The organism is Winogradskyella pacifica (assembly GCF_013403915.1).
GTDB lineage: Bacteria > Bacteroidota > Bacteroidia > Flavobacteriales > Flavobacteriaceae > Winogradskyella > Winogradskyella pacifica.
This window is the reverse complement of record NZ_JABFDI010000001.1, coordinates 226,971-253,445: the sequence shown is the minus strand read 5'-3', so window position 1 is coordinate 253,445 and position 26,475 is coordinate 226,971. Positions and strand designations below refer to the sequence as shown.

18 protein-coding genes are annotated in these 26,475 nt (G+C 31.0%); 1 reads left to right on the top strand and 17 read right to left on the bottom strand.

Annotated features, from left to right (window positions below):
• Nucleotides 1-4 precede the first annotated feature (4 nt).
• The 11 genes from HM984_RS01060 to asnB (HM984_RS01010) all read right to left on the bottom strand — a co-directional run bounded on the left by HM984_RS01060 (nucleotide 5) and on the right by asnB (HM984_RS01010) (nucleotide 14,887).
• Nucleotides 5-1,141, bottom strand: coding sequence for a glycosyltransferase family 4 protein (locus tag HM984_RS01060; protein ID WP_179347764.1), 1,137 nt, complete (start codon nucleotides 1,139-1,141; stop codon nucleotides 5-7).
• A 6-nt stretch (nucleotides 1,142-1,147) separates the two neighbouring features.
• Nucleotides 1,148-3,052 carry an asparagine synthase (glutamine-hydrolyzing) gene (gene asnB, locus HM984_RS01055; RefSeq protein WP_179347763.1) on the bottom strand — a complete coding sequence of 635 codons (1,905 nt, stop codon included), beginning with the start codon at nucleotides 3,050-3,052 and terminating at the stop codon, nucleotides 1,148-1,150.
• Nucleotides 3,053-3,063: 11 nt separating this feature from the next.
• On the bottom strand, nucleotides 3,064-4,212 hold the full coding sequence (locus tag HM984_RS17740; protein ID WP_371312039.1) for a glycosyltransferase: 1,149 nt from the start codon (nucleotides 4,210-4,212) through the stop codon (nucleotides 3,064-3,066).
• Between the two features lie 2 nt (nucleotides 4,213-4,214).
• Complete coding sequence (locus HM984_RS01045; protein ID WP_179347762.1) at nucleotides 4,215-5,297, bottom strand: glycosyltransferase; 1,083 nt, start codon at nucleotides 5,295-5,297, stop codon at nucleotides 4,215-4,217.
• Complete coding sequence (locus HM984_RS01040; RefSeq protein WP_179347761.1) at nucleotides 5,290-6,222, bottom strand: ATP-grasp fold amidoligase family protein; 933 nt, start codon at nucleotides 6,220-6,222, stop codon at nucleotides 5,290-5,292. Before HM984_RS01040 ends, HM984_RS01045 begins: the two co-directional genes overlap by 8 nt.
• Nucleotides 6,223-6,289: 67 nt before the next feature.
• Nucleotides 6,290-7,237, bottom strand: a complete 948-nt coding sequence (locus tag HM984_RS01035; protein ID WP_179347760.1) for an ATP-grasp fold amidoligase family protein — start codon at nucleotides 7,235-7,237, stop codon at nucleotides 6,290-6,292.
• A gap of 49 nt (nucleotides 7,238-7,286) precedes the next feature.
• Nucleotides 7,287-7,868, bottom strand: coding sequence for a serine O-acetyltransferase (locus tag HM984_RS01030; protein WP_179347759.1), 582 nt, complete (start codon nucleotides 7,866-7,868; stop codon nucleotides 7,287-7,289).
• Nucleotides 7,865-8,971, bottom strand: coding sequence for an O-antigen ligase family protein (locus HM984_RS01025; RefSeq protein WP_179347758.1), 1,107 nt, complete (start codon nucleotides 8,969-8,971; stop codon nucleotides 7,865-7,867). The genes HM984_RS01030 and HM984_RS01025 overlap by 4 nt, the downstream gene beginning before the upstream one ends.
• A 49-nt stretch (nucleotides 8,972-9,020) precedes the next feature.
• On the bottom strand, nucleotides 9,021-10,121 hold the full coding sequence (locus tag HM984_RS01020; RefSeq protein ID WP_179347757.1) for a glycosyltransferase family 4 protein: 1,101 nt from the start codon (nucleotides 10,119-10,121) through the stop codon (nucleotides 9,021-9,023).
• 19 nt (nucleotides 10,122-10,140) lie between these two features.
• Entirely contained in the window at nucleotides 10,141-11,685 is a 1,545-nt protein-coding gene (locus tag HM984_RS01015) for a lipopolysaccharide biosynthesis protein (protein ID WP_179347756.1), read from the bottom strand.
• Between the two features lie 1,396 nt (nucleotides 11,686-13,081).
• Entirely contained in the window at nucleotides 13,082-14,887 is a 1,806-nt protein-coding gene (gene asnB, locus HM984_RS01010; protein WP_179347755.1) for an asparagine synthase (glutamine-hydrolyzing), read from the bottom strand.
• Nucleotides 14,888-15,285: 398 nt separating this feature from the next.
• On the opposite strand from asnB (HM984_RS01010), the gene HM984_RS01005 reads away from it, so the two are divergent.
• Nucleotides 15,286-20,679, top strand: coding sequence for a T9SS type A sorting domain-containing protein (locus HM984_RS01005; protein ID WP_179347754.1), 5,394 nt, complete (start codon nucleotides 15,286-15,288; stop codon nucleotides 20,677-20,679).
• Between the two features lie 82 nt (nucleotides 20,680-20,761).
• On the opposite strand, the gene HM984_RS01000 is transcribed toward HM984_RS01005, so the two are convergent.
• The 6 genes from HM984_RS01000 to tsaE all read right to left on the bottom strand — a co-directional run bounded on the left by HM984_RS01000 (nucleotide 20,762) and on the right by tsaE (nucleotide 26,381).
• Complete coding sequence (locus tag HM984_RS01000; RefSeq protein ID WP_115808773.1) at nucleotides 20,762-22,141, bottom strand: nucleotide sugar dehydrogenase; 1,380 nt, start codon at nucleotides 22,139-22,141, stop codon at nucleotides 20,762-20,764.
• A gap of 159 nt (nucleotides 22,142-22,300) precedes the next feature.
• A complete protein-coding gene (locus tag HM984_RS00995) occupies nucleotides 22,301-23,320 on the bottom strand; it encodes an NAD-dependent epimerase (protein WP_179347753.1) in 1,020 nt (339 codons plus the stop codon).
• A gap of 84 nt (nucleotides 23,321-23,404) precedes the next feature.
• Entirely contained in the window at nucleotides 23,405-23,782 is a 378-nt protein-coding gene (locus HM984_RS00990) for a hypothetical protein (protein WP_115808775.1), read from the bottom strand.
• Between the two features lie 44 nt (nucleotides 23,783-23,826).
• A complete protein-coding gene (locus HM984_RS00985) occupies nucleotides 23,827-25,020 on the bottom strand; it encodes an alanine dehydrogenase (RefSeq protein ID WP_115808776.1) in 1,194 nt (397 codons plus the stop codon).
• Nucleotides 25,021-25,118: 98 nt separating this feature from the next.
• Nucleotides 25,119-25,673 carry a hypothetical protein gene (locus HM984_RS00980; RefSeq protein WP_218844995.1) on the bottom strand — a complete coding sequence of 185 codons (555 nt, stop codon included), beginning with the start codon at nucleotides 25,671-25,673 and terminating at the stop codon, nucleotides 25,119-25,121.
• A 261-nt stretch (nucleotides 25,674-25,934) separates the two neighbouring features.
• Nucleotides 25,935-26,381 carry a tRNA (adenosine(37)-N6)-threonylcarbamoyltransferase complex ATPase subunit type 1 TsaE gene (gene tsaE, locus HM984_RS00975; protein WP_179347752.1) on the bottom strand — a complete coding sequence of 149 codons (447 nt, stop codon included), beginning with the start codon at nucleotides 26,379-26,381 and terminating at the stop codon, nucleotides 25,935-25,937.
• Between the last annotated feature and the right edge of the window lie 94 nt (nucleotides 26,382-26,475).

Here is a 26,475-nt window from a genome sequence, read left to right as displayed (position 1 = left end):
TTACTTAAGCTTTAAGAATGCCCTTTATTAATTGAATTAAATCATTATTTATAATATCAACGTCAAAACGCTCCTCAGCGTATTTTCTACTATTAATTCCCATTTCTTTGATTTTATCCGGATGGATTATAAAATACTCCATGGCTTCAACTAATGCTTGTAAATTTTGAGGTTCTATTAAAAAGCCATTAACGCCTTCCTTTACAGATTCTCTGCAACCTACGGAATCTGTCGTAATAATTGGATTACCGCATGCACAGGCTTCAAGAGTTGTTCTTGGTAAGCCCTCTCTATAGTAACTGGGTAAAACAAATACATCTCTTTTATGTAGATGTTGGTCAATATTACTTTGTTCACCATGAAACACTATAATTCCTTCTTTGTGTAGATTATTTAATTCGTGTATACTAATTGCAGAAGGAGAGGTTTCGGGAGAGCCAATTAAATGAAATTCTGCCATAGGGTATTTTACTTTCAATATCTTGGCAGCTTCCATGTACAAAGCAATCCCTTTTTCTTTAATCAATCTGGCAACTAAAAGGAAACTAACATGTTCTGATGGTTTTTTTTCTTTAAAGCTAAATTGGTTTAGGTTAACTCCAGAACCACTAACAAAATCTACTTTTTGCTTTTTAGAAATGATTTTTCTATCTAAGAATAATTGGTAATCATCTTTATTTTGAAAAACGATGACTTTATTTTTTCGAATAGATAGTTTATATAAGATTTCATTAAATCGTTGTAACAACCTCGCTTTAGCTGATAAGCCTGTAAAAGCATAACCCAAGCCGGTAATTAATGAGATTACAGGTACTTTACATTGATTAGCCGCTATTGAGCCATAAATAACGGGTTTAACAGTGTAAGGGAATACGAGATCTATATCATTATTTCTAATTAGTCCTTTTAATTCACTTATGGATTGCAGATCTTTAATAGGGTTGAGGCCAGTTCTATTTAAACTAAATTCTAATGGAGTCGCACCTAACGCTTCTAGTTTAGTACGTATATCTTCAGGATGCTCTGGTGCAGCAGCAAAAACTTGAAATCCATTTTTTATTAAACTCTTAATAAAGTCGCCTCTAAAATTTATTAAAGAGCCAGATAGAGATGCAATCAGCAATATTCTTTTTTTATCCATCTCTAATTAGTTTTGTTTTAGAAAATTAAACGTATACCATTTCTGAAAACAGTAATAAGACCATACCCTAAAAGTACTATCTTTTTTACTTTCTAAATGATCTTTAACTAATTTCGTTATAACGTCTACATTAAAAATACCTTGCGATTTAAGCATGTCTGGTTCTATATAGGATTCTAATTCTTTTCTAAGGCTTTGTCTTAACCAGTCGCCAGTAGGTGATCCAAATCCACTTTTACCTTTTTCTAAAAATTCAGCAGGAAACTGATCTCTAAATGCTTCTTTTAAGATATACTTTTTGTTCCATCCTTTCATTAAATAGTTTTCGGGTAGGGTATTTGCAAATTCCCATAACTCTCTGTTTAGGAAAGGGGCCCTGCATTCTAATGACGTCATCATACTGGTTCTGTCTACTTTTGCTAACATGCCTCCTTCTAGACTCAAAATTTTATCTACAAGTCTAAAATCGGTTAAACTTTCAATTTTTTGTTTCCCTAAAATGGTTTTATACTCTTGAAAAATATTGGCATCAAAATAATCTGGTGACATTATTTCGGCTAATTGATTGCTTGTATTGGCTAAGGAAATGATATCCCAATAGAAATCTCCTTCGTAGTCTATAGCATTTAATAATTTGTTTATCTGAAATTTTCTACCACGCGTGTCATCTTTATTAATAAGGTACTTATTGCTTAAACCGGCAATAGATTTATGAAGCCCTTTTGGTACAACACTAGTGTATTTTTTGTTCATTTTACCAATGTAGTACTTATTGTATCCACCAAATACTTCATCTCCACCATCTCCTGTTAAAGCAACTGTGACGTGTTCTCTTGTTTTTTCGGACAATAGGTGAGTGGGAAGTGCAGCGGTATCTGAGAAGGGCTCATCGAAATTAATTAAAATTTCGTGGATGTTATTTTTAAGATCGTTTTCATCAATTATAAACTCATGGTGATTACTATTTAATTGTTTAGCAACCACTCTAGACTTATCTGTTTCGTCGTAGGATGCTTTTTTGAATCCAATAGAGAATGTATCTATTTTTTTGTCCGTGGTTTGTGCTAAACACAATGAAATGATAGAAGAATCTACACCACCAGATAAAAATGTACCTAAACCAACATCTGCAATAGATCTACTATCTACACTTTTATAAACTAGATCTTTGGTTTTTGCTTTAGCATCATCGAAAGAAATATTTGTTGGTTTTGGTTTTGGTTCAGTGTTTATTTTATGAATTGTAGTATTATGTGATGATAAATCGTATTCAATATAATGATTAGCTTCAAGCTTAAAAATGTTTTCGTATATGGTGTGTGGCGCAGGAATGTAGGTTAATCTGAAATAGAGGTTCAATCCTTTTTTCGAAATATTAGGAGTGAAATCAATCGTATTTATAATAGACTTTAATTCTGATGCCCAAATGAATTCGTTATCATTATGGGTATAATAGAGTGGTTTTTCGCCAAAGAAATCACGTGCGATAAATAGCTTATTGATGTTTTTATCATAAATACTAAACCCAAACATACCATCTAACCATTGAAAAGATTCAACTCCATGTTTTCCATAGGCTTTTAAGATAACCTCTGTGTCACTAGACGTTTTAAACGTTACTCCTTCAGATTCTAATTTAGATTTTAAGACTTTATAATTATAGATTTCACCATTAAATACAATGACGATTTGTTTATCATCTGAAAAAATAGGTTGTTTACCCGAAGATAAATCTATAATGGATAACCTACGCATTGCCATACCAACAGTAAATTCCTCATTTTCTTCAGAAAATAAGCCGTCTTCATCTGGTCCTCTATGAATAATTAAATTATTCATTGTATTAAGAACAGCTGTTATGTCGTCTTTCTTTCTATTAGTTTTGGCTACAATACCGTTAATTCCACACATTTTGTTTCTTATTAATTCTGTATAAAGTGGTCAAACTTTTTATAAATACTTTCTAATTGATAATCTTTGGAGCGTTCTAAACTTAATTTACTAAACTTTTCTCTTTCTTCTGGATTATTGTGAAAAAAATCTAGTGCTTTGCTTAATCCAATATGATCATCATTATTGACAAGAAGGCCATATTTGGCAATATAAAATTCACCATCATTAATGGTCACGTCTTTATTTTTATTTAATAATTCTAATGGCCCAGATAAACAGTTTGTTGATATGCTTGGTAAACCAATGGCCATAGCTTCTATCAACGCATTAGGAAAGCCTTCTGTGAATGAGGAAAGTACAAAACATTCGCTGTTTAGTAAATGCTCATTTACATTTTTTACTTTTCCTTTAAGTAATATACTATCACCTAACTGATGTTTGTCAATCTCACTTTGTAAATGGCCTTGTAAATCACCAGCTCCTAAAATAGAAAATTCATATTTTAATTGAGACACCATTATTGCATGGATGGTCATTATTTGGTTCTTCCTTTTTATTAAACTTCCTGCTGTAATTACTTTTAGCGTGTCTATAGAAGTATTTAGTTTTTTAGAATCTATAACTAAATGTGGTATTTCGATTGGATTATAAATAACTTCCATTGGAATTTTAACACCAAAGTTATCTTTTAAATCTTTATTGATGTGTAGCGAATTAGAAAATAATTTATCACATCTATTATAAAAAATAGGATAGAATATTTTAGAAATATATAATGATAACTTACTTGTTACATTATCGGAAGGGAAGCCACGTTCGCTAATAATCGTTTTTACTGATTTGTTTAGACTTGATATAATTCCATTTATTAGGTTTGGAAAAGCTAAAAATGATATGGAAATATTGATACGCCCCTTTTTTACAAAACGGTAATATTTTATAATAAATCTTAGACTATCTATTGTTTTTGATAAAAATGATCGATCTGCACTCTTTTTTGAAAGTATAACGAGATTCACCCCTTCGGGTATAGGAAAATGAATCGTATTATAAAATAAGACGAGAGTTACATTGTAATCTATAACTAGTTTTTTAAGTAGTAAGCTAATTACTTTTTCTGCACCGCCACTTCCTAATGTAATACTGAGGATGCTTATATTTTGTTTTGAATTATTCACGACTAATTTTGTGTTAAAATATCGAAAAATAATGTTTCATATTGCTTAATTATTTTTTCTTTATTAAATTTTTCATAAACAAACTCTCGAATTGATTTTGGATCCCAGTCTTTATCCTCATAGAGTTTTTCTAAAAATTCATCTTCATTGTTTACTAAATAACCATTTATTCCATTACTAACAATTTCTTTTGTTCCTCCAGGTGAGTTAAAAGCAATAACAGGCACGCCTACCGAACAGCTTTCTAATAGTGCGTTTGGAAATCCCTCAGAGTATGAACCTTGTAAAAACATATCGTGGTTTATTAGATGTAGAAAAACATTGTCAGTATATTCTATATGCGTGATATTCTCAGATAGTCCTAGTTCTTTTATTTTATTATGTATGACTTCACTGTAGCTACCAGTACCAATGATTGTGAAATGAAATGGAACTGTTAAGCGGCTAAGTACATCTAATAATCTTAACTGACCTTTTATTTTACTCAACCTTCCAATAGTTATAAATTTTTTTATTTCTTTGTTTTGATTTCTTTCCTTAACTATGTCAATTTGTGTTACTGGATTATGAATGATTTTAACATTATTAGCATCAATATCGTAAATATCTAAAAAGTCATTTTTCATATCTGAAGATTGACAAATTATATAATTTAAATTTTTAATACCAATAGAATCTAGTTTTAATAATGACGAAATATTAAATTTACGCTTGGCCGTTTTATATTTTATAGCTACATTAGAAATTGTAGCATGTCTTCCAATAAATTTTACTTTAGGAAAAAACTTAGAAATCAACCCCATCATTATATTGAGATGAGATATTGAACTTAGAACTATTTGTGGATGTTGTTTATATATAATCTTAGTTAATATCAACGCAGAATTAAGTACTCTCTTTTTACTTAAATAAGTAACAGTAATGTCTTTAACTTCATATTTGCTTTCTTTTTCAAAACCTATGACAATGAGTGTAACATCAAACTTTTCTTTATTTAAGTTTTGCGATACAAAAGACATAACTCGTTCTGCTCCGCCTGCAAATAGAGTTGGCAGAATAAAAAATACTTTTATTTTTTTAGACATTAACATTTTTTATATTTAATAACTGACCGAATTTATAATCCCACTTTTGTTCTGAAAATTTTTGAAAACCAGAAGCATGGTGTAGTGTTAATTCTCCAAAATAAATAAAGCCTTTAACATCATAAAAATCGACTCTTATATTAATAAAATCTTTAGCTAATATTTCTGCAAGTTTAATCATTTCTTTTAAATTCACAGGGGTTTTAATATCCTTACCATTAGGTCTTTCCCATATGCATGGAATTAAATTCCAATCTCTATCGTATAGGTTTCTAGTTCTTTTATTAGTATGTCTTCCAATGTCGACCATAATAAAGGCTACTTTTCCGTTAAAGCAATGAAATTTATAATCGTCTGGAATACTACCGTCTTCATTTGTTAATAGCTTTTCAACAATAATTCTTGGCTCTATATTTTTATATTGCCATTCTCTAGTACTATAAAAATGATTTTCTTTTAATAAATGTTTTAATTCGATTCTTGTTTGCTGCCAATTTATCCTTGATTTTTCTCTTACTATTATTCCGCCAGAACTACCATGGTTGGTTTTTATTATAAAGTTTGAATCAGGAAGGTTTTCTGGTCTAATATCATTAACAATTTTGGTTTGCAAATACAAAGGAATTAAAAATTGTTCACCGATAACTTCTTTAATATAATTTCTAACTTTATATTTATCTGCTATAATAGTATGTAGTTTTTTTTTGTTGTAAAGTTTAAGCCAATTTATTTTTTCATTTAATGTTTGAGGGTTAGTTAAATCTAACTTATAGCCCATGTGCTTTTTAAAACTTTTTTTTATAATCAATTTATCAGGAGTAAATTTTAATCCTAACTGATACAATTTGTACAAAGGTCTCAAAATTAAATATCCCAAAGTATCATCTCTATAAAAGCGCGAGATTTGTTTCCTTAAATGTCCCATTACTTTTTTATTTGATTTTCGATTTTAATGAGTGATTATACTTATACAATTTCATGATTTTTTGAAACTAATTGGATTCTCTTTTTGTTTTCTGGTAGTCAATATTAAGTAACTTTCCTAGTTTTTGGTCGCATTCCTCTTGATCAAATTTTCTAAAGCCAGACGAATGGTGAAGTGTTAATTCACCAAAATAGGTTTTCCCATTTACAGCATAAAAATCTACTCGTATATAGGTGAAATCCTCAGCGATCTTTTCAGCTAGTGTCTTCATTTCTTCAAAGTTTGTGGGTTTAGCCACATCAACTCCATTTGGCCTGCCCCAATTACATGGTAGTAAATTCCATTTAGTATCATATAGGTTTCTGGTGCGTTGTTCGCTAAACCTACCTATATCTACTCCAAGAAAGGCTACTTTACCATTAAAGCAATGAAACTTATAGTCATAGGGAATACTTCCGTCATCATAGGTTAATAGCTTCTCAACAATAATTCTTGGTCGAATATTTTTGTATTGCCACTCTCTAGTACTTAAATAATGATTTTCGCTTAACGCTTTTCGTAGATGAGAACGAACGATGTTCCATTCTACTTTTGATTTATCTCTAACTATAACACCACCAGAGCTGTCGTGATTCGCTTTTATTATAAAACTAGTATCAGGTAGATTTTCAGGCCTAATATCCTTTGGTGTCACTGTATGATAAAGCAATGGAATTAAGTATTCTTCTCCTATTTTCTCTTTAATATACGCTCTTACTTTAAATTTATCCGCAATAACTGTGTGTAGATCTTTTCTATTATAAAGTTTTAACCAATTTATTTTTTCGTTTAAAGTTTGTGGATTATTCAAGTCTATAGAATATCCTAAATGCTTTTTGAAACTTCGTTTTACTATATATTCATCACTGATTAAGCTTAAACCTAATTCGTATATTTTATAGAATGGTCTTAAAATATTATATCCTAAATCGGAATTTCTGTAAATATTTGATATTGTTTTTCTTAGATTTTTCATTATAGATAATCGCCAAAATTAGATTATGTATGTTTAGAGTAAGGACAATTTAGATATGCTTTATTATTCTTTTGATATCAACTTGCCCAATTGGCTTAGCGGGAATTCCCCCTAAAACAATATGCTCTTCACTAAAGGTTTTATTTACAACAGCGTTTGCTCCAATTGCAATATTACTAGCTATTTTTATGTCACCATAAATTTTGGCGCCTGGTGCTATATAAACATTGTCTCCTATTTGTGGTGCGCCTTTTTCTCCACCAGAGGCACCAATATTTACACATGCATGCATTCTGCAATTACTACCAATTTTAGCATTATTATTTATTACAATAGTTCCGTAATGCACAATGTTTAGGCCTGGGCCAAATACATTTATTGGTATTGAAAATCCGAGTTTCAGAGAGATTTTTTTAAATTTATATTTTAAAAAAAGTATATAAATTTTATTTACTCCATTATTTTTACAATTATTATAATATTCTAACTTACGCATTGTTTTCTGAAAAATCCAAATTGGATTAGGAGAAACGTAGCGAACTATTTTCTCTGTTAAGCTCATAGGTTTTATGCCATGTGCTTTTTGATCTTGATTTAAATAGCTTATATAGTCGGCTTTAGAATTTATCATACTTCTAAAAATTTATCTTCGTCTTTTTGATTATTCAATTTATAGATTTGATATTGAATCCACATTGAAGCAAATGTCATATAGTAAAATGTAAAAAAATTGTGATTTGCTAATAAAAATACAGACAAAGAAATAGTCTGCATAATAAGGAATGGAGCTTCTTTAAAAAAAACATAACTTTTAAAAAAAAGATAAGAGATATAAATTAAAAACAATAAAAATGGTAATATTCCAGCCTCACCAATTATCATTAAATACGTGTTATGGACACCCATAGTATCATTTTTACCAGAAAACGTACCATACCCACTCCCTATTATGGGTGACTCAAATATTTGATCATAAAATAATGCCCAAGTTTCCGTTCTAGAGTCTTCACTAATCTCTTCACTAGAAACATTTTCATTATTTACTATGTTTTTTAATTGTTCAAAACGCGGGTTGTTTAATCCAACAACTTGATCTATAAATAGCAATGTAGCAAATATCAAAAATCCAACACCAAAAATTCTAATATTTTTTATGCTGATTTTTAAAGAGATAATATTTAACAACAACCAAATAACTATAAATGTTCTTGAGAACGTAAGTAAGCCCATTAAAGTAAATACAAACTGTCCAAATAATTTTAACGTGTTATTTTTTAAACCATAAGTTACCGAATAACCATAAATACATATAAAACCAGCAACGTTTGCGTTTAAATAAAACCCAGCATATCTGCCAAAATCACTCGTAAAAAATAGAGCTTCAATGCCAACACTTAAAGCTCCAATTATGAAAAAAACGAATAACTCATTATTGCTAACGCGCTTAATTAATTCATAACCCGCAATTATAAAAACAAAAAACTTTACAATCTCTAGTAAAAAAAACCTTAAAGTACCATAATATTGCAGACTAGAAATAACAAAATAGAGAATTGAAATGATAATTATCCACCAGTTTGGTTCCGATTTTTTTTCTAATGCATAATATATAAACACCATAAAAATAGTACCATAGCTAAGCAGTGATCCAATACTATCACCAAAAGCCATAAGGCCAAATGATGGTAAATTAAATAAAATCAAGGCTAAGCTTATATACTTAATAATTTTCATAATTGGTTGGTGTCAAGTACTAATTATTGAATTTAAAATTTATATATTATTACTTTATATATTTGTTAATTAAGGATTCCCATTGGTCTAATACATTTTTACTGATATATTTTTTTGTAGACTCTTTAGCTGTTTTAGAAAATTGTTTTTGCAAATTTTCATCTTCAATCAGGCGCGATAATTTAGTGGTTAATTCAAGCTGATTATCTACAGGAATTAAATATCCATTTACACCATCATTAATCAAATCGGAAGGCCCAAAATTACAATCAGTAGAGATACAAGGCAGGCCATAATGCATTGCTTCTAAAAGAGCATTTGGAAACCCTTCGGTTTTTGAGGTAAAAACAAAAATAGAAGCTTCATTATAATACTCATGTATATTTTTTACCTTAGATATAATCTTAATTTTATCTATTAAATCATAACTTTTAATTAGTGTTTTTAATTTTTGTTTTGTTGCACCTTCTCCAATTATTATTGCTTGCCAACCAACAGGGGCAATAGTGTTAAAAGCTGTTATTAATTTATCATGACATTTGTTTTTGTCTAATCTACCTACGGATAAAATAATTTTTTCTTTTTTAATTGTATTAGTTCTTAATTCAGTTAAATCAGTTGATATAGGATTTGGCAATATAGTAATTTTGTGAGGTCTTATTTTTTTTTCATAGATCTTTTTTATTCCGTTGGTTTGCAGTATTAAGTTATTTGCTAATGGATAAACTAAGCGTCTTAAGATTACCCATAATATTGGAACTTTCTCTATCAATGGATTATTTCGTTCACTTATTATGCAAGGGATGTGATTTAACTTAGCGGCAATTGTAGCAAGAATATTTGCAGAGGTTATAAAACCAATAATTATATTAATTTTTTCTTCTCTAATAATTTGAGAAATTCTTGAAACTAAAGTATAGTTTAGTTTTAGAGAATCAATTATAGAGTTAGGTTGATTAAGTTGTTCCCTACAATGAATAACTTTTATTCCATCGTCTAGGGAATAAAAAGGTGAAGATTTCGTAAACGTAATTATAGTAATATCAAACCTTTGAATAAGCTCATTACTGAGCGTAGAAATAACACGCTCCGCACCACCTGAGGAGAGTGATCCAATTACAAATCCTATTTTCTTTTTCTTATTTTCCAATTTTATTATGATTCTAATATTACTTAAACAGTTTTTTTAATACTAAATCTTTCATTCTAAAAGTAAATACCCTAAATCCTTTAATAAACACGTACAACAGTAAACCATAAATTGTGGTTACAAGAATTGTGATTTTTAAAGTATATAAAATCCAGTTTACTATACTAGAAGTATCTCTGTCATAAGGAATATAGCTGGCAGTATAGTTCACTATTAGAGTAGCTGCAATGAAAACAACAAATTCAGGTAACATACCTTTCCAATAGATCCAAACACTTCTATTAAATCCATGTTTATACAAAAAGTAAGGTTTCCAAATTACAACGATTAGAATTAGGCTCACTAATGTACCAAGGATAATACCATCAATTCCCCAAATACTTCCACAAACAAAAGAGATAACAAGGTTTATTATGGCTTCTGCAGCAGCAGCCCAAGTATCGGAGTAAAGACCATAAGCATTCTTGAAGCGCTCTACAGGAGAGCTTATCTGATAAATAAAGAAATTCGCTATTAATAGAATTAACGTCGTTTTAGCTAATATGTATTGACTACCTACCCATAGTGCTATGAGGGGTTCCATTGTATAGTACATAATTAAACTAAAAAAACCTGCTATAAAAAATTGAACAGCCATCAACTCCCAAAATATATTATTAATATTTTGTTGATCCTCTTCAGCAATTAAATTTCCAATAGCAGACCCTGTGCCTGCGAAAGCCATTTTTACTAATCCGCTTAGTTTAGTAAATATAAGTTGGTAATTACCAAAGAAAGCAACGCTCTCTAGGCTTACCAAAGTCGCTACTAAAATGTTGTCAGTTCCGCTTTTAACAAAGGATGCCATTTTATGAACAAAAACTTGTTTTATCTTTTTTATGATATCTGGATATTCTTTAATTATTTCAGCTTTTTGAGTTGAATTAATGATTAACCAAGGATATTCTTGTTTTACTTTGTAGCGAACTATTATACTATAAATTATGCTAAAGATTAACTCTAAGATGATGTATAAATAAAAATCTTTAAAATATACTGCAATTATGGCTTGAAGTATAACTCTAATAATATTTAGAGTTTGAAAATAGCCTTGAATGATATACCCTTTTTGATCAGCACCTAATAGACTTTGATGGTAGTTAGCAAAATAGCTAAGCAATGAAGAAAACAGAAGAGTATAAAAAACAAAGTAGACTAAGAGTAAGGAGAACGAGGTTGTTTGAAAGATTATTGGAAAGAATAAGGAGACCACAATTCCAATACCAATAATAACATAACCAATCCTTTTATAGAGTACACCAAGAAGTGCAATTATTTTATTGATTTCTTTGTGGTTTTTATCAAAAATTGGCTTGTATAAAGTAAATCCAATCGCTGTTCCAATTCCCAATTCAGCTAAATTAAGAAAACCTAATACACTCCTCAATGTTGTTTCTAAACCAATGAATTCATCACCAAGATTATCTAAGAACAGTTTTCTAGAGAAAAATTGTACAAAAATTGAAGCAACGAAGAAGAATACTCCAACTTTCGCATTTTTTAAAGATTTTTTTACTCTAGACATTAGGTATAACTTTGTATTTTTTTTTGTAAGAATATCAATTTTACTTCAAATGTAAAACTACTATTACTTTTAATTGTGATAAAAGCAAACAGTTAATAAACAGATATAAAAAAAACAAGATCAAATTTATTATTGCTTAGTTAAGTTCAATATCGATTACTTTAGTTCAAGAAATAGTGTTGAAGGAATTGTACGTATTCTTATATCTTGTTTCACTAGTAGCTTATTTAAAAGCCATGTTTGGTGACATCACAATATTTGAAAATACTTTTTAAATAAAGCGAATTTTAGTTTAAATTAAAAATCAAATTATTTGAATTATTCATAGAACATAAATTTCGATTAATACAGTGAATTTGGTTAACGCCAAAGATGAAAAAACGATTATACAGCAACTATTTTTATTGGTAAAAAACGTTATTTTACGATTAAATTCATTAAACCAGATTAAAAGTATATATTTAATATCATGTAAACATCTTTTGTTGATAAATATGATAGTCTTTATGATAAAAAAATACTCGTTACTATTCTTTATTTATCATCTTTAAGATTTCATGCTCAGAAAATAAGGGTTTTGTCTTATGGTTTTAATGTAGATGATAATAAGAAAGCTTTTACCAAGCGATATGAAATCATGATGCCATTATAAAATTGATAAGCAGATAAATAATTGATTTGTATCTTCCTAAACATATAGAAAATAAAACAGTTATTTTTGAAGAAGATGTAGTGCTTCAGGCTAAACTAGGAGCCTTTTTAGACCCGAGTGATACCTTTTTAAAGTTTTTGAACTGTAAGAACATTAAAATTTATGTCATGGAGCTTTGCTTTTAATGAGGAGGGAAGAATTTTGGAAAGGAGAATGGGATTAGGTATCGAAGTATCAATTTTAAAGATTATAATTTAAGTATGAATCAAGATATATCAAATAGTTATCCTACTGCAGAAATTATAATTTTATCTCATACAAATCATCCAGTAAAAGAATATGTATCATTTAGTGATATAGTTGTGAATGGACGTAATTGGGGGTTATTCTATTTTAGAAAGCCGAGTTAAGGATATAATACGTCCTTTGAGAGCGTTAGTTTAAACAACCGGACGATATAAGTGTTATTCATTTTGAAGTTCCTGATTATTTCAAAAGTTCTGGTCCGTTAGGTGGATTTTCATTTAAAAACACGTAGGTATATCATGATTTTAAATCATTTTCTTTTACAATAAGATATTTCTCTTTAGGGATCCTTAACGTTGTTAAGAATGTTACAGGTGACATAAGAACTATTAATCCAAATCTTTTAAAATTTATTGATTACATAAAATATAATCCTAGTAAAAATAAAAATTTTAATTTCAAATTAGAAAGGGCCGATTGAAGTTTTTAAAACAAATTCTAATTACTTCTAAATTCATCATACCATTTGCTTAGAACAAATAGCTTCCAAATATTTGATGTGTGATTTTGCTTATTACTCATGTGTTCTTCTAACATTTTTTTAAATTTATCCACGTTTAAATTCGGAACCTTATTTAAAAAATCATCGTTAAGCGCTGTCATAAACTCTTCTCTCAATTCATTTCGCATCCAATTTCCAATAGGAACGGCAAATCCTTTTTTGGGTTGATCAAATACATTTTCTGGAATGTATTCTTTTAATATATCTCTTAATATTTTTTTTTGCCTACCTTTTTCATATTTGAAATGCATTGGTAGTGTTCTTGCGTATTCTATAACTCTATAATCTAAAAAAGGACTTCTTACCTCGACAGAATAAGCCATACTAGCTCTGTCAACTTTTACATTACTATCATTTTCTAACCAAAGTTTTATATTAAGATCTGCAGCTTTCTGAAGAAAGATATCAGACCATTTTTTGTAACCTTGATAGTGCTTCATCCAACTTTGATTTTTCTTTTTGAGAAGTAATCCTTTTCTTGAAAAAATATTTTCTATAAAGTCATTTCTAGTTTTTGTAGTTAAAGCGTTTCTAACTCGATGGGAGTTGATCCTAAATAGTTTTAAAAATAAAGGATTAGCTAAAAACTTTCTAATGAAATAAGGAATATCAATAACTCTTTTATTTCTTATTAAAGAATCAAAATACGGATAACCAATAAAACTTTCATCACCTCCGTCACCAGAGAGTGCAACGGTTACATACTGTTTTGTTACTTTGTTTAATAATAAAGAAGGTAGTGCTGAACTATCTGCAAATGGCTCGTCATACACTTCGGTAAGTTTGGGTATTAGTTTTAATATATCATTTGGACTACAGATTGTAGTAACATGTTTGGAATTAATGATTTTAGCATATTGTTCAGCTATTTTACTTTCATCATATTTAGGGTCATCAAATCCAATTGAAAAGGTGTTGATTTGAGTAGGTGAAACTTTGGCAGCAATACTGGAAACTAAGGCTGAATCAATTCCACCTGATAAAAAAGATCCAATTGGAACATCCGACTGTAATCTAATTTTTACAGCATCAATTAATAATTCATGGAGCTCTTTTTTTGCATCTTCGTAAGAGATATCTTTGATTGTTGATTTTGTTAAATTCCAATAGTTATCAACTACTAATTTATTAGAGTTAAAATCTACTTCCATATAGTTTCCTGGAGGAAGCTTATATATATCTTCAGCAATAGTATATGGACTAGGAATGAACATACAGTCTAAAAAAATAGAAACAGATTCTTCATTTATTTTTTTGTCTTTTAATAATGGTCTTATTTGACTGCAAATCTCTAAATCTTCATTATTCCAATAGTAATAAAATGGTTTTACACCTAATCTATCTCTTGCTGAGAATAATTTATTTGTTACAGAATCATAAATACTAAACGCAAACATGCCGTTAATTTTATCTAAAATAGATTTTCCCCAATGTTTATAACCTATTAAAAGTACTTCGGTATCACTTTTCGTCTTAAAACTATAACCTAGGTTTAAAAGCTCTTTTTTAATAGGTTTGTAATTATATATTTCGCCATTAAATACTATAGTTAGATTCTCGTATTTCATGGGTTGGTTGGATCTTGGGTCTAAATCCAAAATAGACAAACGCAGATGACCAAAAATGATATTTTCAACTTTATCAATCCCTGTGTAATCTGGTCCTCTAAATGAAATTGAATCTAATTTTTCTTTTATAACCTTATCATCAAAAGTGATATTCGTTAAGTATATACCGCACATACATTAAGTTTTTTTGTAAAAAAAAGCATTTTTATTCTATTATTATTACTATTTGTGTTTTAACTGTTTAAAATACGTAATTACCATTGTGTTAAGTAATATTTTTTCATTTTAGATACGGTGTTATTTAAAGGTTGAAGATTGTTACAAAAGTTTTTACAGTCTTGTAATATAATCTTTCAACTTGTTAAAGTTTCCAATTAAACATCTAAAGTGTGTATTTCAACGTAGATAAGGCGTGTTTTGTCGATAATGTTTAATCCTGTGATAAATTCTTACAAGAATAGACGTAACGTCGAATAATTTAGTGTTTAATCTTGTTTAATGAAGTTTTTTTTATAAAATTGTAATTGACATAACCTAGTACTGCAACTAATTTTATAAAAGCCCCTATTAAAATGATTAAATTTACTTTTAGATTTATATTGCTGCTTACTGTATTAGCAACTTTTAATTCTTACGCACAAATACCCGCTTTCCCTGGCGCTGAAGGTTATGGTAAGTATACCGTTGGTGGTAGAGGAGGTACTATATATGAAGTAACGAACCTAAATGATAGCGGATCAGGAAGCTTTAGAGAAGCTTGTGAAGCAAGTGGTGCCAGAACGGTAATATTTAAAGTAGGTGGTAGAATTAATCTAATAAATACTATAAGAATTACTAATCCAAATATAACTATTGCTGGCCAAACTGCACCTGGTGATGGTATTATGATAAGCAAGGAAGGATCCGATAAGCCTGCCTTAGAGGTGGATGCAAGTGAAGTTATTATAAGGCACATTAGGTTTAGGCGTTCTACGTCATACGCTGGCGGTAACAACTCAGATAATGTTTGGGTTGCTAGTGGTCACAATATAATTTTTGACCATTGTTCTTTTGCATGGTCGTCTGATGGTAATTTAGATTTTGCTGATTATACAGATAGTAATTATGATGCCGAAAACCCAGTGCCACCTCCGGCAAAAATAATTTATAATATTACCGTTCAATATTGTTTATTTACAAATTCTTATGGGGGGAGTAATAAAACGATGCTGGTATCTCGTGGACCAAGTGAAATATCATTTTTTAGAAATGCATGGTTGAGTACAGCAACAAGGAATCCAGCAGTATCTACTCCTGTAAATGAAGCGCCTAGATGGGATTCTTATTTTGAACATATAAATAACTTTCATTACGATTATACCAATGGACCTTCTTTTAATAATAATGATATGAGTTCTGATGCAGGTATTTTTTATGTTAACGTTATAGGTAATAGGGCTAAAGAAAATAATAATGGAAGTGGAGTACCGCCAACTGTTGAGAATGGTTATTCCGATAGACGGTGGTTAAGAGCTGCCACTATGGGTAATGATATGGGGATTTTTGTTGAAAATAACATTACTCCATATAGACCAAATGATACATATGATGAATGGGAAATTGGTCAAAATAGCGGAGGTCAAGCCGATAGGGATATTTTAATACCTGAAAATTTAAGAAGTTATTCTGTTATTAATACTCCAATAGTTATGGACAATGTAGTCCTATGGGAGCCTAATGACGTGTGGGATAATCTTAGAACGCATGTTGGTGCATCATTGCCTGCAAGAGATTCAGAAGACGCGAGAGCAGTTAATGATGTTGATACAGGTAACAGTACAGAGGATAACACCTTAAATACATTTCCAATAGTCAATAATGGCACACCTTACAACGATATAGATAATGATGGAATGGACGATTTATGGGAGATGTCAGAATATGGGAATTTAGATAGCGATGGTATTGTAGATACAGATGGAGATGGTTATACAGATTTAGAAGAATACTTAAATCAGACCTCGAATGGGTCAATACCGGATATACCAGCAGAGAATGTATTGGTAGCTCCAAATTCAGCAACATTAAACATTCCTGATACGGTGGTTTTATCAACAACATTTACGCCCGAAAATACTTTAAATAAAAATGGAGTATGGAGCTCTACTGACTCTAGCATAGCAACCGTAGACTCTAATGGTATAGTTACATCTATTTCAGTAGGTGTTGCAGTAATCACTTTTACATCTGATAGTGGTGGTTTTACTGGTTCAGCCGAAATTACTGTGACAGATATAACTATACCATTAGAGTCTGTAATTTTAAATCCAACGGATATTACAATCGAAATTGGGGAGACTTCTGAGGTTACTACAGTATTTATGCCTGTAAATACCACGGATGAATTAGGTACTTGGATAAGTAGCGATGAATCTATTGTATCCGTAGATAGCAATGGAATGTTAACTTCAGTAAATGAGGGTTTAGCTCAGATAACTTATACTTCTAACAATACAGGTTTAAGCGGTAGTTCTAATATAACAGTAATAGATACATTTTTTGGTACATACGATTTATACAATGCTGCTACTGATGAATTAATTCAAAATATTGTAGGAGATACAGATATTAATTTAGCAGATGAAGGGAATGAAATAAATTTTAGAAGTATACCAGAAGGTGGAGATGAAAATACAGATGTAGAAAGTGTAAAAGTAGATTGGACAGGGCCAACAGCTGGTACTTGGGTAGAAAGTGGTGCTATTTATGCAGGACTTCCTAACGGTCACTTGGACTTAAATTTTGAATCTTATGTGGTGGAAGAAGGGACATATAACTTTACTGTAACTTATTATTCCGAGGATGACGCTACTGGAGATGTAGTTGCTGTAGATAAATTTTCATTAACCTTTTTTTTTGATTCATTACCTAATGCCAATGCTGGTGTAGACCAAGATATGTGTGAAGGCGACACAATAATCTTAACAGCTTCTGGTGGTCCTAATTTTTCATGGAATAGTGGTGAAAACACTGCTGTAATAGAAGTTAGCCCGTCCGAAACAACAACGTATTTCGTTATTGTTTCTGATGACGACGGTAATACAGATGAAGATAGTGTTACTGTAACAGTAAACAGCATACCTTTAGCAAACGCAGGGGAAGATCAAACTATTTGCTTAGGTCAATCTGCAACACTGGTCGCTACCGGAGGAGTCTCTTATTTATGGAATACAGGCGAAACTACAGCTTCAATTGAGGTAAATCCATCAGTCGAAACAAGTTATAGTGTTGAAGTAAGTAATGAGAACTGTTCGAGCATAGATGAAGTTACTGTTTTTGTAGCCGAAATTCCAAATATTACTATTTCTGAAGATATTGTAATTATTGAAAGTGAGACAACTACGCTTACAGCAACTGGTGGAGAAAACTACGAATGGAGCACAGGTGAAACTACAGAATCTATAGAGGTAAACCCAACAGAAACAACAATATATACAGTTAGCTCAGTTAGTGAGAATGGATGTGTAAGTAGTGCTAATGTTACTGTAACTGTAATAGCGGAAATCATTGCTGATGCTGGTGAAGATATTACTATTTGCAATGGAGAATTCGTCACTTTATCTGCCTCAGGTGGATCAACATATCTATGGAATACAGGAGATTCAGGTTCTGAACTTATTATTAACCCTACGATTACAACAACCTATACAGTAACTGTGGAAGATGAGTATGGCTATACTAAAGATGATAGTGTTACTGTATTTGTAAATGAATCACCAAATATTACAGTTGGTGATGACGTGTTCATTATGATAGGTGATTCTACAACACTTACGGCTAATGGAGGAAATAATTTTGTTTGGAGTACAGGAGAAACTACAAATGAAATTTCAGTAAGTCCAGATGTAACAACAACATATATAGTTACAGGATTTTCAGAAAATGGTTGTCAAAATACTGCTGAGGTTACTGTAACTGTAGTAGAAGAATTAAATGCCAATGCTGGAGAAGACGTTTCAATCTGTTTAGGAGAAAGCGTAACGTTAAATGCTTCAGGAGGCATAACTTACATTTGGAATACGGGAGGATCAGGTGCAACACCAACAGTTACACCTACAGAAACCACAACTTACACAGTTACAATTACTGATGGTTTTGGAAACTCAGATACAGATGATATTATTGTAACCGTCAATCCATTACCAATAGCAAATGCAGGAGAAAACCAAACAATTTGTGTAGGTGAGTTTGTAAATTTAACAGCTGAAGGTGGGGATACTTATTTATGGAGTACTGGTGAGACTACAGCTAATATTACAGTAAATCCTAATGAAGACACGATATATACAGTAGAGACATTCTCTAACAATTGTTCAGATAGTGCTGATGTTACTGTATTTGTTTCTACCATGCCAGAGGTTGTTGTAAGTGAAGATGTAACGATTGTAACCGGTAGTTCTACGACACTTCTAGTGAGTGGAGGAGATTCTTACTTATGGAATACAGGTGACACTTCCAATTCTATTGAGGTTAGTCCTATAGAAACAACAACTTATAGTGTTACAGGTTTCTCTGCCAATGGATGTCAGAGTGTAGCGGAAGTTACTGTAACAGTCATAGCAGAAGTTAATGCAGATGCAGGTAATGATGTTGCTATTTGTTTTGGGGAAAGCGTTACATTAAATGCTTCAGGTGGAATAAATTACACATGGAGTACAGGTGAAGCAGGTGCTTCCTTGACTTTAAGCCCTACAGAGACTACAACTTACACTGTTACAGTAACGGATAGTTTTGGGAATTCAGATACAGATAGTGTAACAGTTATCGTAAATGAATTACCAACTATAACAATAAGTGAAAGTATTACAATAATAGAAGGAGATAGCACAAACTTATTAGTGAGCGGTGCGGAATCGTACTTATGGAATACAGGAGATACATCTAATTCTATTTTAGTGAGTCCAAGTCAAACTACAACTTATAGCGTAGTAGGAACGACTAATTCATGTAGCAGTGAGCTAAAAGAAGTAACTGTTAAAGTCACTCCATTATTTAGAGCATCGGCAGGTACTGATGAAAGGGTTTGTGATAATCAGAATTATGAAGTTGTTCTTACAGCAAATGAAGGAGATAGTTATTTGTGGAGTACAGGTGAGACAAGTCAAAGTATAGTCGTAAATCCACTATCGACTTCAACTTATTCTGTTACGGTAACACAAGGGGATCAATCGGATACAGATGATGTTAAGGTTTATGTAGATCCGAGCCCAGTAGTAACTATAGCAAATGGAGAAAGTGTTGAAATATTAAGTGGAGACTTTGTAACGTTATCTGCTTCTGGTGCTAATACATACCGTTGGAATAATGGTGCATCGCAACCAAATATAGCAGTAAGCCCTTCTATAACCACAACATATGAAATAAAAGGATTTATTGGTGAATGTTATGATGAAAAGCAAGTCACCGTAAATGTCCTAAATCGCGTTACTGCAGATGCTGGTGAAGATGTATTTGCTTGTTTAGAAGATGTATCAACCTTAACGGCAAGTGGAGGAGATGACTATATCTGGAGTACAGGTGAGACAACACAAACGATTGAGGTATCACCGACAGAAACAACCGATTATACTGTTACGGTATTTAATGCCTTAGATTTTGATGAGGCCACAGTTAGAGTGGAGGTGGATGTAAATTGTGGGATAGATTCAACTAATCCAGTTGAAGAAGAGACCGAATTTGCTTTTGATGTGTATCCTAATCCTGCCTCAGGAATTGTTAACGTAAAAATATCAGGATCGTTGATTGTATCAGATATAAATATTTTTGATGTTACTGGTAAATTAGTTCAATACATTAAAATAACTAATGAAAACTTAAATCCTAGCACGACCACACAAGTTGATATCAGTTCACTCCAAGCAGGAGTTTATTTTATAAAACTTAATAATAAAGATAGAAATATTACCAAAAAATTAATTGTAAAGTAAATGGGTATTCATATTCAGTAAAATAAAAAGCACAAAATTCTTCTGAATTTTGTGCTTTTTATATAGTATTATTTTTAAAATATTACTTACCTATAGAAGAATATTCAAAACCAATTTTAGTCATTTCTTCTTTGTTCAGAATATTTCTACCATCAAAAATGAAAGCTGGTTTTTTCATTTGGTTATATATCTTTTCCCAATCGTAGGTCTTAAACTCATCCCATTCTGTCATAATAGCAATCGCATGTGCATCTTTTGATGTTTCGTATGGATCACTATACGATTTAACTAAATCGTTGTTTTCTTCCTCAGATCTGGTATTTAAATAATTAAGGTCTGCTTGTACTTTTTTATTATTTACTTTAGGATCATAAACAGCTATGTTTGCTTGTTCATTTAGTAAGTGGTCAGCAACGTATATGGCAGCTGATTCTCTTGTGTCGTTAGTGTCTTTCTTAAAAGCCCAACCTAGCATCGCTATTTTTTTACCAGAAACCGTATTGTATAATGTACTAATTAAGTTATCTGAAAAACGTCGCTTTTGGTGGTCATTTAAAATAATAACTTGTTCCCAATAATCGGCAACAGCATTAAGATTATAACTTCTAGCAATATACACAAGGTTTAAAATATCCTTTTGAAAACAAGAACCTCCAAAACCAATTGAAGCATTTAAAAATTTAGGTCCAATTCTAGAATCCATTCCAATAGCTTTTGCAACTTCATCCACATTAGCTTCAGTATGCTCACATAATTCTGAAATAGCATTAATTGAAGAAATTCGCTGTGCTAAAAATGCATTAGCAGTTAATTTAGATAACTCAGAAGACCAAACATTGGTTCTTAGTATTCTTTCTTGTGGCACCCAACTTCCATATACATTGGCTAAGCTTTCAATAGCATCTCCAGACTCTCCACCAATTAAAACACGATCAGGATTTAATAAATCTTGGATTGCTGTTCCTTCAGCTAAAAATTCAGGATTAGATAAAATTTCAAATTTCACATCTTTACCTGTATTGTGTAAAATACTTTTTATAGCTTGAGCTGTTCTTACTGGTAAAGTCGATTTTTCTACAACAATTTTATCTGTTGTTGAAACTTCTGCAATATTTCTAGCACAAAGTTCTACGTACTTTAAATCAGCGGCCATACCTTTTCCTTTACCATAAGTTTTAGTTGGAGTATTTACTGAGATAAAAATCATTTCTGATTCCTTAATTGTTTCATCTATTGCAGTAGAGAAAAATAAATTCTTTCCTCTTGTTTCTGCAACAATTTCAGCTAATCCTGGTTCGTAAATAGGTAGTTTTGATAAGTCTTCATCATTCCAAGCAGCAATACGCTCTTCATTAATATCAACAATAGTAACTTTAATGTTAGGATTCTTTTTTGCTATTACTGCCATAGTTGGTCCACCAACATAACCAGCTCCAATACAGCAAATCTTTGTGATTTTCATACTTTTAAGTTTATTTTGATTTGAGTCTAAATTTTAAATTGTGTGTAAATTTGACTTTTTTTTATTTAATTCAAATAATTTAATATATAAACAACTTCTTTTTACGATAAGATTCTTATCGAATTATAGTAAAGAGAAATTTTGTTCAAATTTAAGAGATTAATTGTAATAGTCTTTAAACCAATCTATGAAAGATTTTACACCGTGTTTTATTGAGGTGTTAGGTCTATAATCGTAGTCTTTAATTAATTCATCGACATCTGCCCAAGTGCGTTCTACATCACCTGGCTGCATTTCCATCATGTCTTTCTTTGCAATTTTATCTAAGTTTAATTCTATTTCCTTTATAAAATCTAATAATTTAACTGAGTTGTTGTTTCCAATATTATAAATTTTGTAGAATTCATTGGATTCTATTCGTTTGGTTGGTGATTTCTCAATAACCCGAACAACACCTTCTACAATGTCATCGATATAAGTAAAATCGCGCTCCATATTACCATGATTAAACACTTTAATAGGTCTGTCGTTTACAATGGCATCTGTAAACAAGAACATCGCCATATCTGGCCTTCCCCAAGGTCCATATACAGTAAAGAAACGTAAACCTGTAGTAGGAATTTTAAACAAATGACTATACGTATGTGCCATAAGTTCATTACTCTTTTTTGTAGCAGCGTATAAACTAATCGGATGATCTACATTATCATCCGTAGAAAACGGTATTTTTTTATTCATCCCATATACACTAGAACTACTGGCATATACTAAGTGTTTAATTGCGTTGTTTCTGCAACATTCAAGAATATTTAAAAAACCAACAAGATTAGAATCTACATAAGTTTCAGGATTCTCAATACTGTATCTTACTCCTGCTTGAGCCGCAAGATTACAAACAATATCAAATTTTTCTGTTTTGAATAATTTTGGTAATTCCTCTCTGTCTTCAAGGTTCATTCTTATAAAAGAGAATTCCTCAGACGCACCCTTACAAAGTTTATTAAATTCTGCAGCTTCGTTGTTATCGATGCCTAATTCATTAAGCCTAGAATATTTTAAGTTAACATCGTAATAATCATTTATATTGTCTAGTCCAACAACATGATGACCTTTAGATAGAAGGATTTTAGCCGTATAAAAACCTATAAAACCTGCAGCTCCTGTTACTAATACTTTCATATTATAATCGTTTTTTAATCGAATTTCAAATATTATAAATTTAGATGGAATCCTCTAAATTTTAAAGGAAACAATTTCAATTTATTAGTTGTTTGTATACTTAATATCGAGGATTGTAGCTATTGAATCACAATTCTTTATCATTAATTCTAAATCACGTTCTTTATAACTATTTTCTATAAGATAGATTTTACATGAATCAATTTCGGTTTTACTTTTAGAAAAATCAACACTTCCAAATTTCACCAAGTTGTTTACTATAGTAGAATCTAATGATTGTTCTGCTATGAAATTGGAGGTTTCATTAGTATATATAAAAGGTTTAGAGCTAATGTTTTTAATTGTTCTAGCATTTGGACCATAATCACAGGAGGCATCTTTTCCGTTTAAAAAAAACATAAGAAGCATTAAACCAATAGCAAAACCACCTAAATAATAGGCCAAACGATGTATAAATTTCATAGTTGTGAGATAATTCTGTCAAACGAATAATCGTTAAGTACAGATTAAAAAATTAATAAATTGGCATCACTATATTCTAAACCAAACCATTCTGCAACGGATTTGTTAGTTAAAATGCCGTGGTAAAAATACAACCCATTTTTTAAACCGCGATCAAATCGAAGGGCATTTTCTATACCACCATATTCACCAATTTCTAAAAGGTAAGGAGTAAAGATATTACTTATAGAAACTGAAGCAGTTCTGGAGTATCGCGCCGGAATATTAGGGACACAGTAATGAACCACTCCATTATGCTCAAAAGTAGGACGATCGTGAGTAGTAACTTCACTTGTTTCAAAACAACCTCCCATGTCAATACTCACATCTATAACCACTGAGCCAGATTTCATATTAGCAACCATACTTTCAGTAACTATGACTGGAGCACGATTGGTGCCTCTGACTGCTCCAATGGCAACATCGCAACGTTTTAAGGCTTTTAAAAGGTTTTTGGGTTGCATTGTTGATGTATAAAGCGTACGACCTAAATTATTCTGAAGACGGCGTAATCTAGTAATAGAGCTATCAAAGACTTTAACATTTGCTCCTAGGCCCATAGCAGAACGTGCCGCAAATTCGCCCACAGTACCTGCTCCTAAAATAACGACTTCCGTTGGTGGTACACCGTTAATATTACCCATCATTAAACCATTCCCTCCATTTATATTCGAGAGAAGTTCTGATGCAATTAAAATAGAAGCTGTTCCTGCTATTTCACTTAAAGAACTAACCGCAGGGTATTGACCATCATCATCTTTTATATATTCAAAAGCCAATGCGGTAATTCGTTTTTTTGCTAAAGCTTCAAAATAGGATTTGCTTTGAGTTTTAATTTGAAGCGCAGATATTAAGATAGTCTGCGGATTAATAAGCTTGATCTCATCTAAGGAAGGTGGTTCTACTTTAAGAATAATAGGGCAGGAGTAAACCTTTGCTGTGTCTTTTGTGACTTCAGCACCAGCTTCACTGTAATTTTTATCTTTAAAATTAGCACCTTCTCCAGCGCCAGATTCAAATAATACACGGTGACCATTGGCCGTTAACGCAGAAACAGCATCTGGTGTTAAACAAACACGACGTTCTTGAAAATGTGCTTCTTTAGGAATCCCAATAAAGAGTTCGCCTTTTTGTTTAAGAATTTCTAAGGTTTCTTCTTGAGGTAATAACTGGGCTTTGGTAAATGGTGATATACTCATTAAGTCAATTACTTTAGTATTGCTATTGCAATATAGCGAATAACACTAAAATAAATGGAGTATTAGAATAACTTAAATTTTGAAATTGAATTGTAGTTCTAAAAATACTGTTTGAGCTTTCCCCAAAAACTTTTGGGCTTAATCATAAATTCTTCTTCGAGCTCCTCAAGGGTTTTATCTGCAGTATTTATTTTATTAAACATTTTAGCTCTAATTAAATATATTGATGGCACAACCAACACTAAAACAGGAAGTAATATTAAAATTTGATTTTGGTCTATGTATAAAGTTTCTGCACGAAAACTATGTACTATTTGAAAAGAATACATTATTATTGGTATAAGTAAAACATGATACCACCAATGGCGGCAAGTAAAAAACCAAATAATTAAGAACATTAGAGGTAAAAATTTTCCAGTGTAAATCCACATGGCATATTGTGCATCTTCCCAATAGCCACTATCATAAGTAAACAGAAAAGTGCTCCAAACTTTAGTCGTTGGAACACTTTCATGTAAAGAATAAAAAAGAGGGGTAAAAGCAATTATAGTGGCAATTATAGAGCCAACTATTACACTTTTATTTAACCTTTTATTACCCGTTTGGAAGGAGCTTTCTTTTACCTTTTTTAAGTTCTGTTGTCGTTTGTCCATCTAAGTTAATAATGTTAGTTGCTTCTACAGTGAACAATACTCCTCCGAATATAGCGATTGCTAGTAACAGATTTTTTTTAGTTTTCATAATTTAAGGGATTTAATTAATTAATTACTTCAAATGTAAGAGCATTGTTAAATCCTTACAAATTCGAAAATGTTAAAATCCAAAAAATATGAGTTTATAATTACGGTTTTTCCGTAATACTAGTTTAATTCTGTAGGAAAAATATTATATTTTCATCTAAAATTTCTGTATTTTTATAGCTGTTTTGTCGGTTGAATTTTGGTGTTTAAAGTTAACTCTAGAAATCTCTTATTGTCTTGTATGTCAGTAATAGTAATGGTTTGTGTGTTTTCGGGTAGAAGCTCTTCTATACGTTCTGCCCATTCCATAAATAACCAATGATTACTACTTAAATAATCTTCTATTCCAAAATTATAAGCTTCTTCAATAGATTCAATTCTATAGAAGTCAAAATGATAAACTTTGTCATTAGATAAATCGTATTCGTTTACAATTGAGAATGTTGGACTAGTAGCAGCATCATTACTTCCCATGGCCTGTAAAAGTGCATTTATAAACGTTGTTTTGCCAGCTCCCATTTCACCATTAAATATTATAATTTTAGAGTTTAAATGCTCTAAAACCTTGGAGACAATAGCATCTATATCATTTAAGTGGTATGTGAATTCGAGAGTTTTCACTATATTATTTTATACAAGTTAGGGATACAATAGTAAGAATAATATTTTAGATAACCTAAAATAAAATGCATTTCGTCGGGTTTTTTTACCTTTT

Excerpts from the sequence above, each read along its gene's own strand:
- HM984_RS01060 (WP_179347764.1), bottom strand. The coding sequence starts at position 1,141 with ATGGATAAAAAAAGAATATTGCTGATTGCATCTCTATCTGGCTCTTTA.
- HM984_RS01035 (WP_179347760.1), bottom strand. The coding sequence starts at position 7,237 with ATGAAAAATCTAAGAAAAACAATATCAAATATTTACAGAAATTCCGAT.
- HM984_RS01000 (WP_115808773.1), bottom strand. The coding sequence starts at position 22,141 with ATGAAAATCACAAAGATTTGCTGTATTGGAGCTGGTTATGTTGGTGGA.
- asnB (WP_179347755.1), bottom strand. The coding sequence starts at position 14,887 with ATGTGCGGTATATACTTAACGAATATCACTTTTGATGATAAGGTTATA.
- HM984_RS01030 (WP_179347759.1), bottom strand. The coding sequence starts at position 7,868 with ATGATAAATTCTAAAGCCGACTATATAAGCTATTTAAATCAAGATCAA.
- asnB (WP_179347763.1), bottom strand. The coding sequence starts at position 3,052 with ATGTGTGGAATTAACGGTATTGTAGCCAAAACTAATAGAAAGAAAGAC.
- HM984_RS00990 (WP_115808775.1), bottom strand. The coding sequence starts at position 23,782 with ATGAAATTTATACATCGTTTGGCCTATTATTTAGGTGGTTTTGCTATT.
- HM984_RS01025 (WP_179347758.1), bottom strand. The coding sequence starts at position 8,971 with ATGAAAATTATTAAGTATATAAGCTTAGCCTTGATTTTATTTAATTTA.
- HM984_RS01040 (WP_179347761.1), bottom strand. The coding sequence starts at position 6,222 with ATGGGACATTTAAGGAAACAAATCTCGCGCTTTTATAGAGATGATACT.
- HM984_RS00980 (WP_218844995.1), bottom strand. The coding sequence starts at position 25,673 with ATGGACAAACGACAACAGAACTTAAAAAAGGTAAAAGAAAGCTCCTTC.
- HM984_RS01045 (WP_179347762.1), bottom strand. The coding sequence starts at position 5,297 with ATGTCTAAAAAAATAAAAGTATTTTTTATTCTGCCAACTCTATTTGCA.
- HM984_RS00995 (WP_179347753.1), bottom strand. The coding sequence starts at position 23,320 with ATGAAAGTATTAGTAACAGGAGCTGCAGGTTTTATAGGTTTTTATACG.
- HM984_RS01005 (WP_179347754.1), top strand. The coding sequence starts at position 15,286 with ATGATTAAATTTACTTTTAGATTTATATTGCTGCTTACTGTATTAGCA.
- HM984_RS00985 (WP_115808776.1), bottom strand. The coding sequence starts at position 25,020 with ATGAGTATATCACCATTTACCAAAGCCCAGTTATTACCTCAAGAAGAA.
- HM984_RS01015 (WP_179347756.1), bottom strand. The coding sequence starts at position 11,685 with ATGTCTAGAGTAAAAAAATCTTTAAAAAATGCGAAAGTTGGAGTATTC.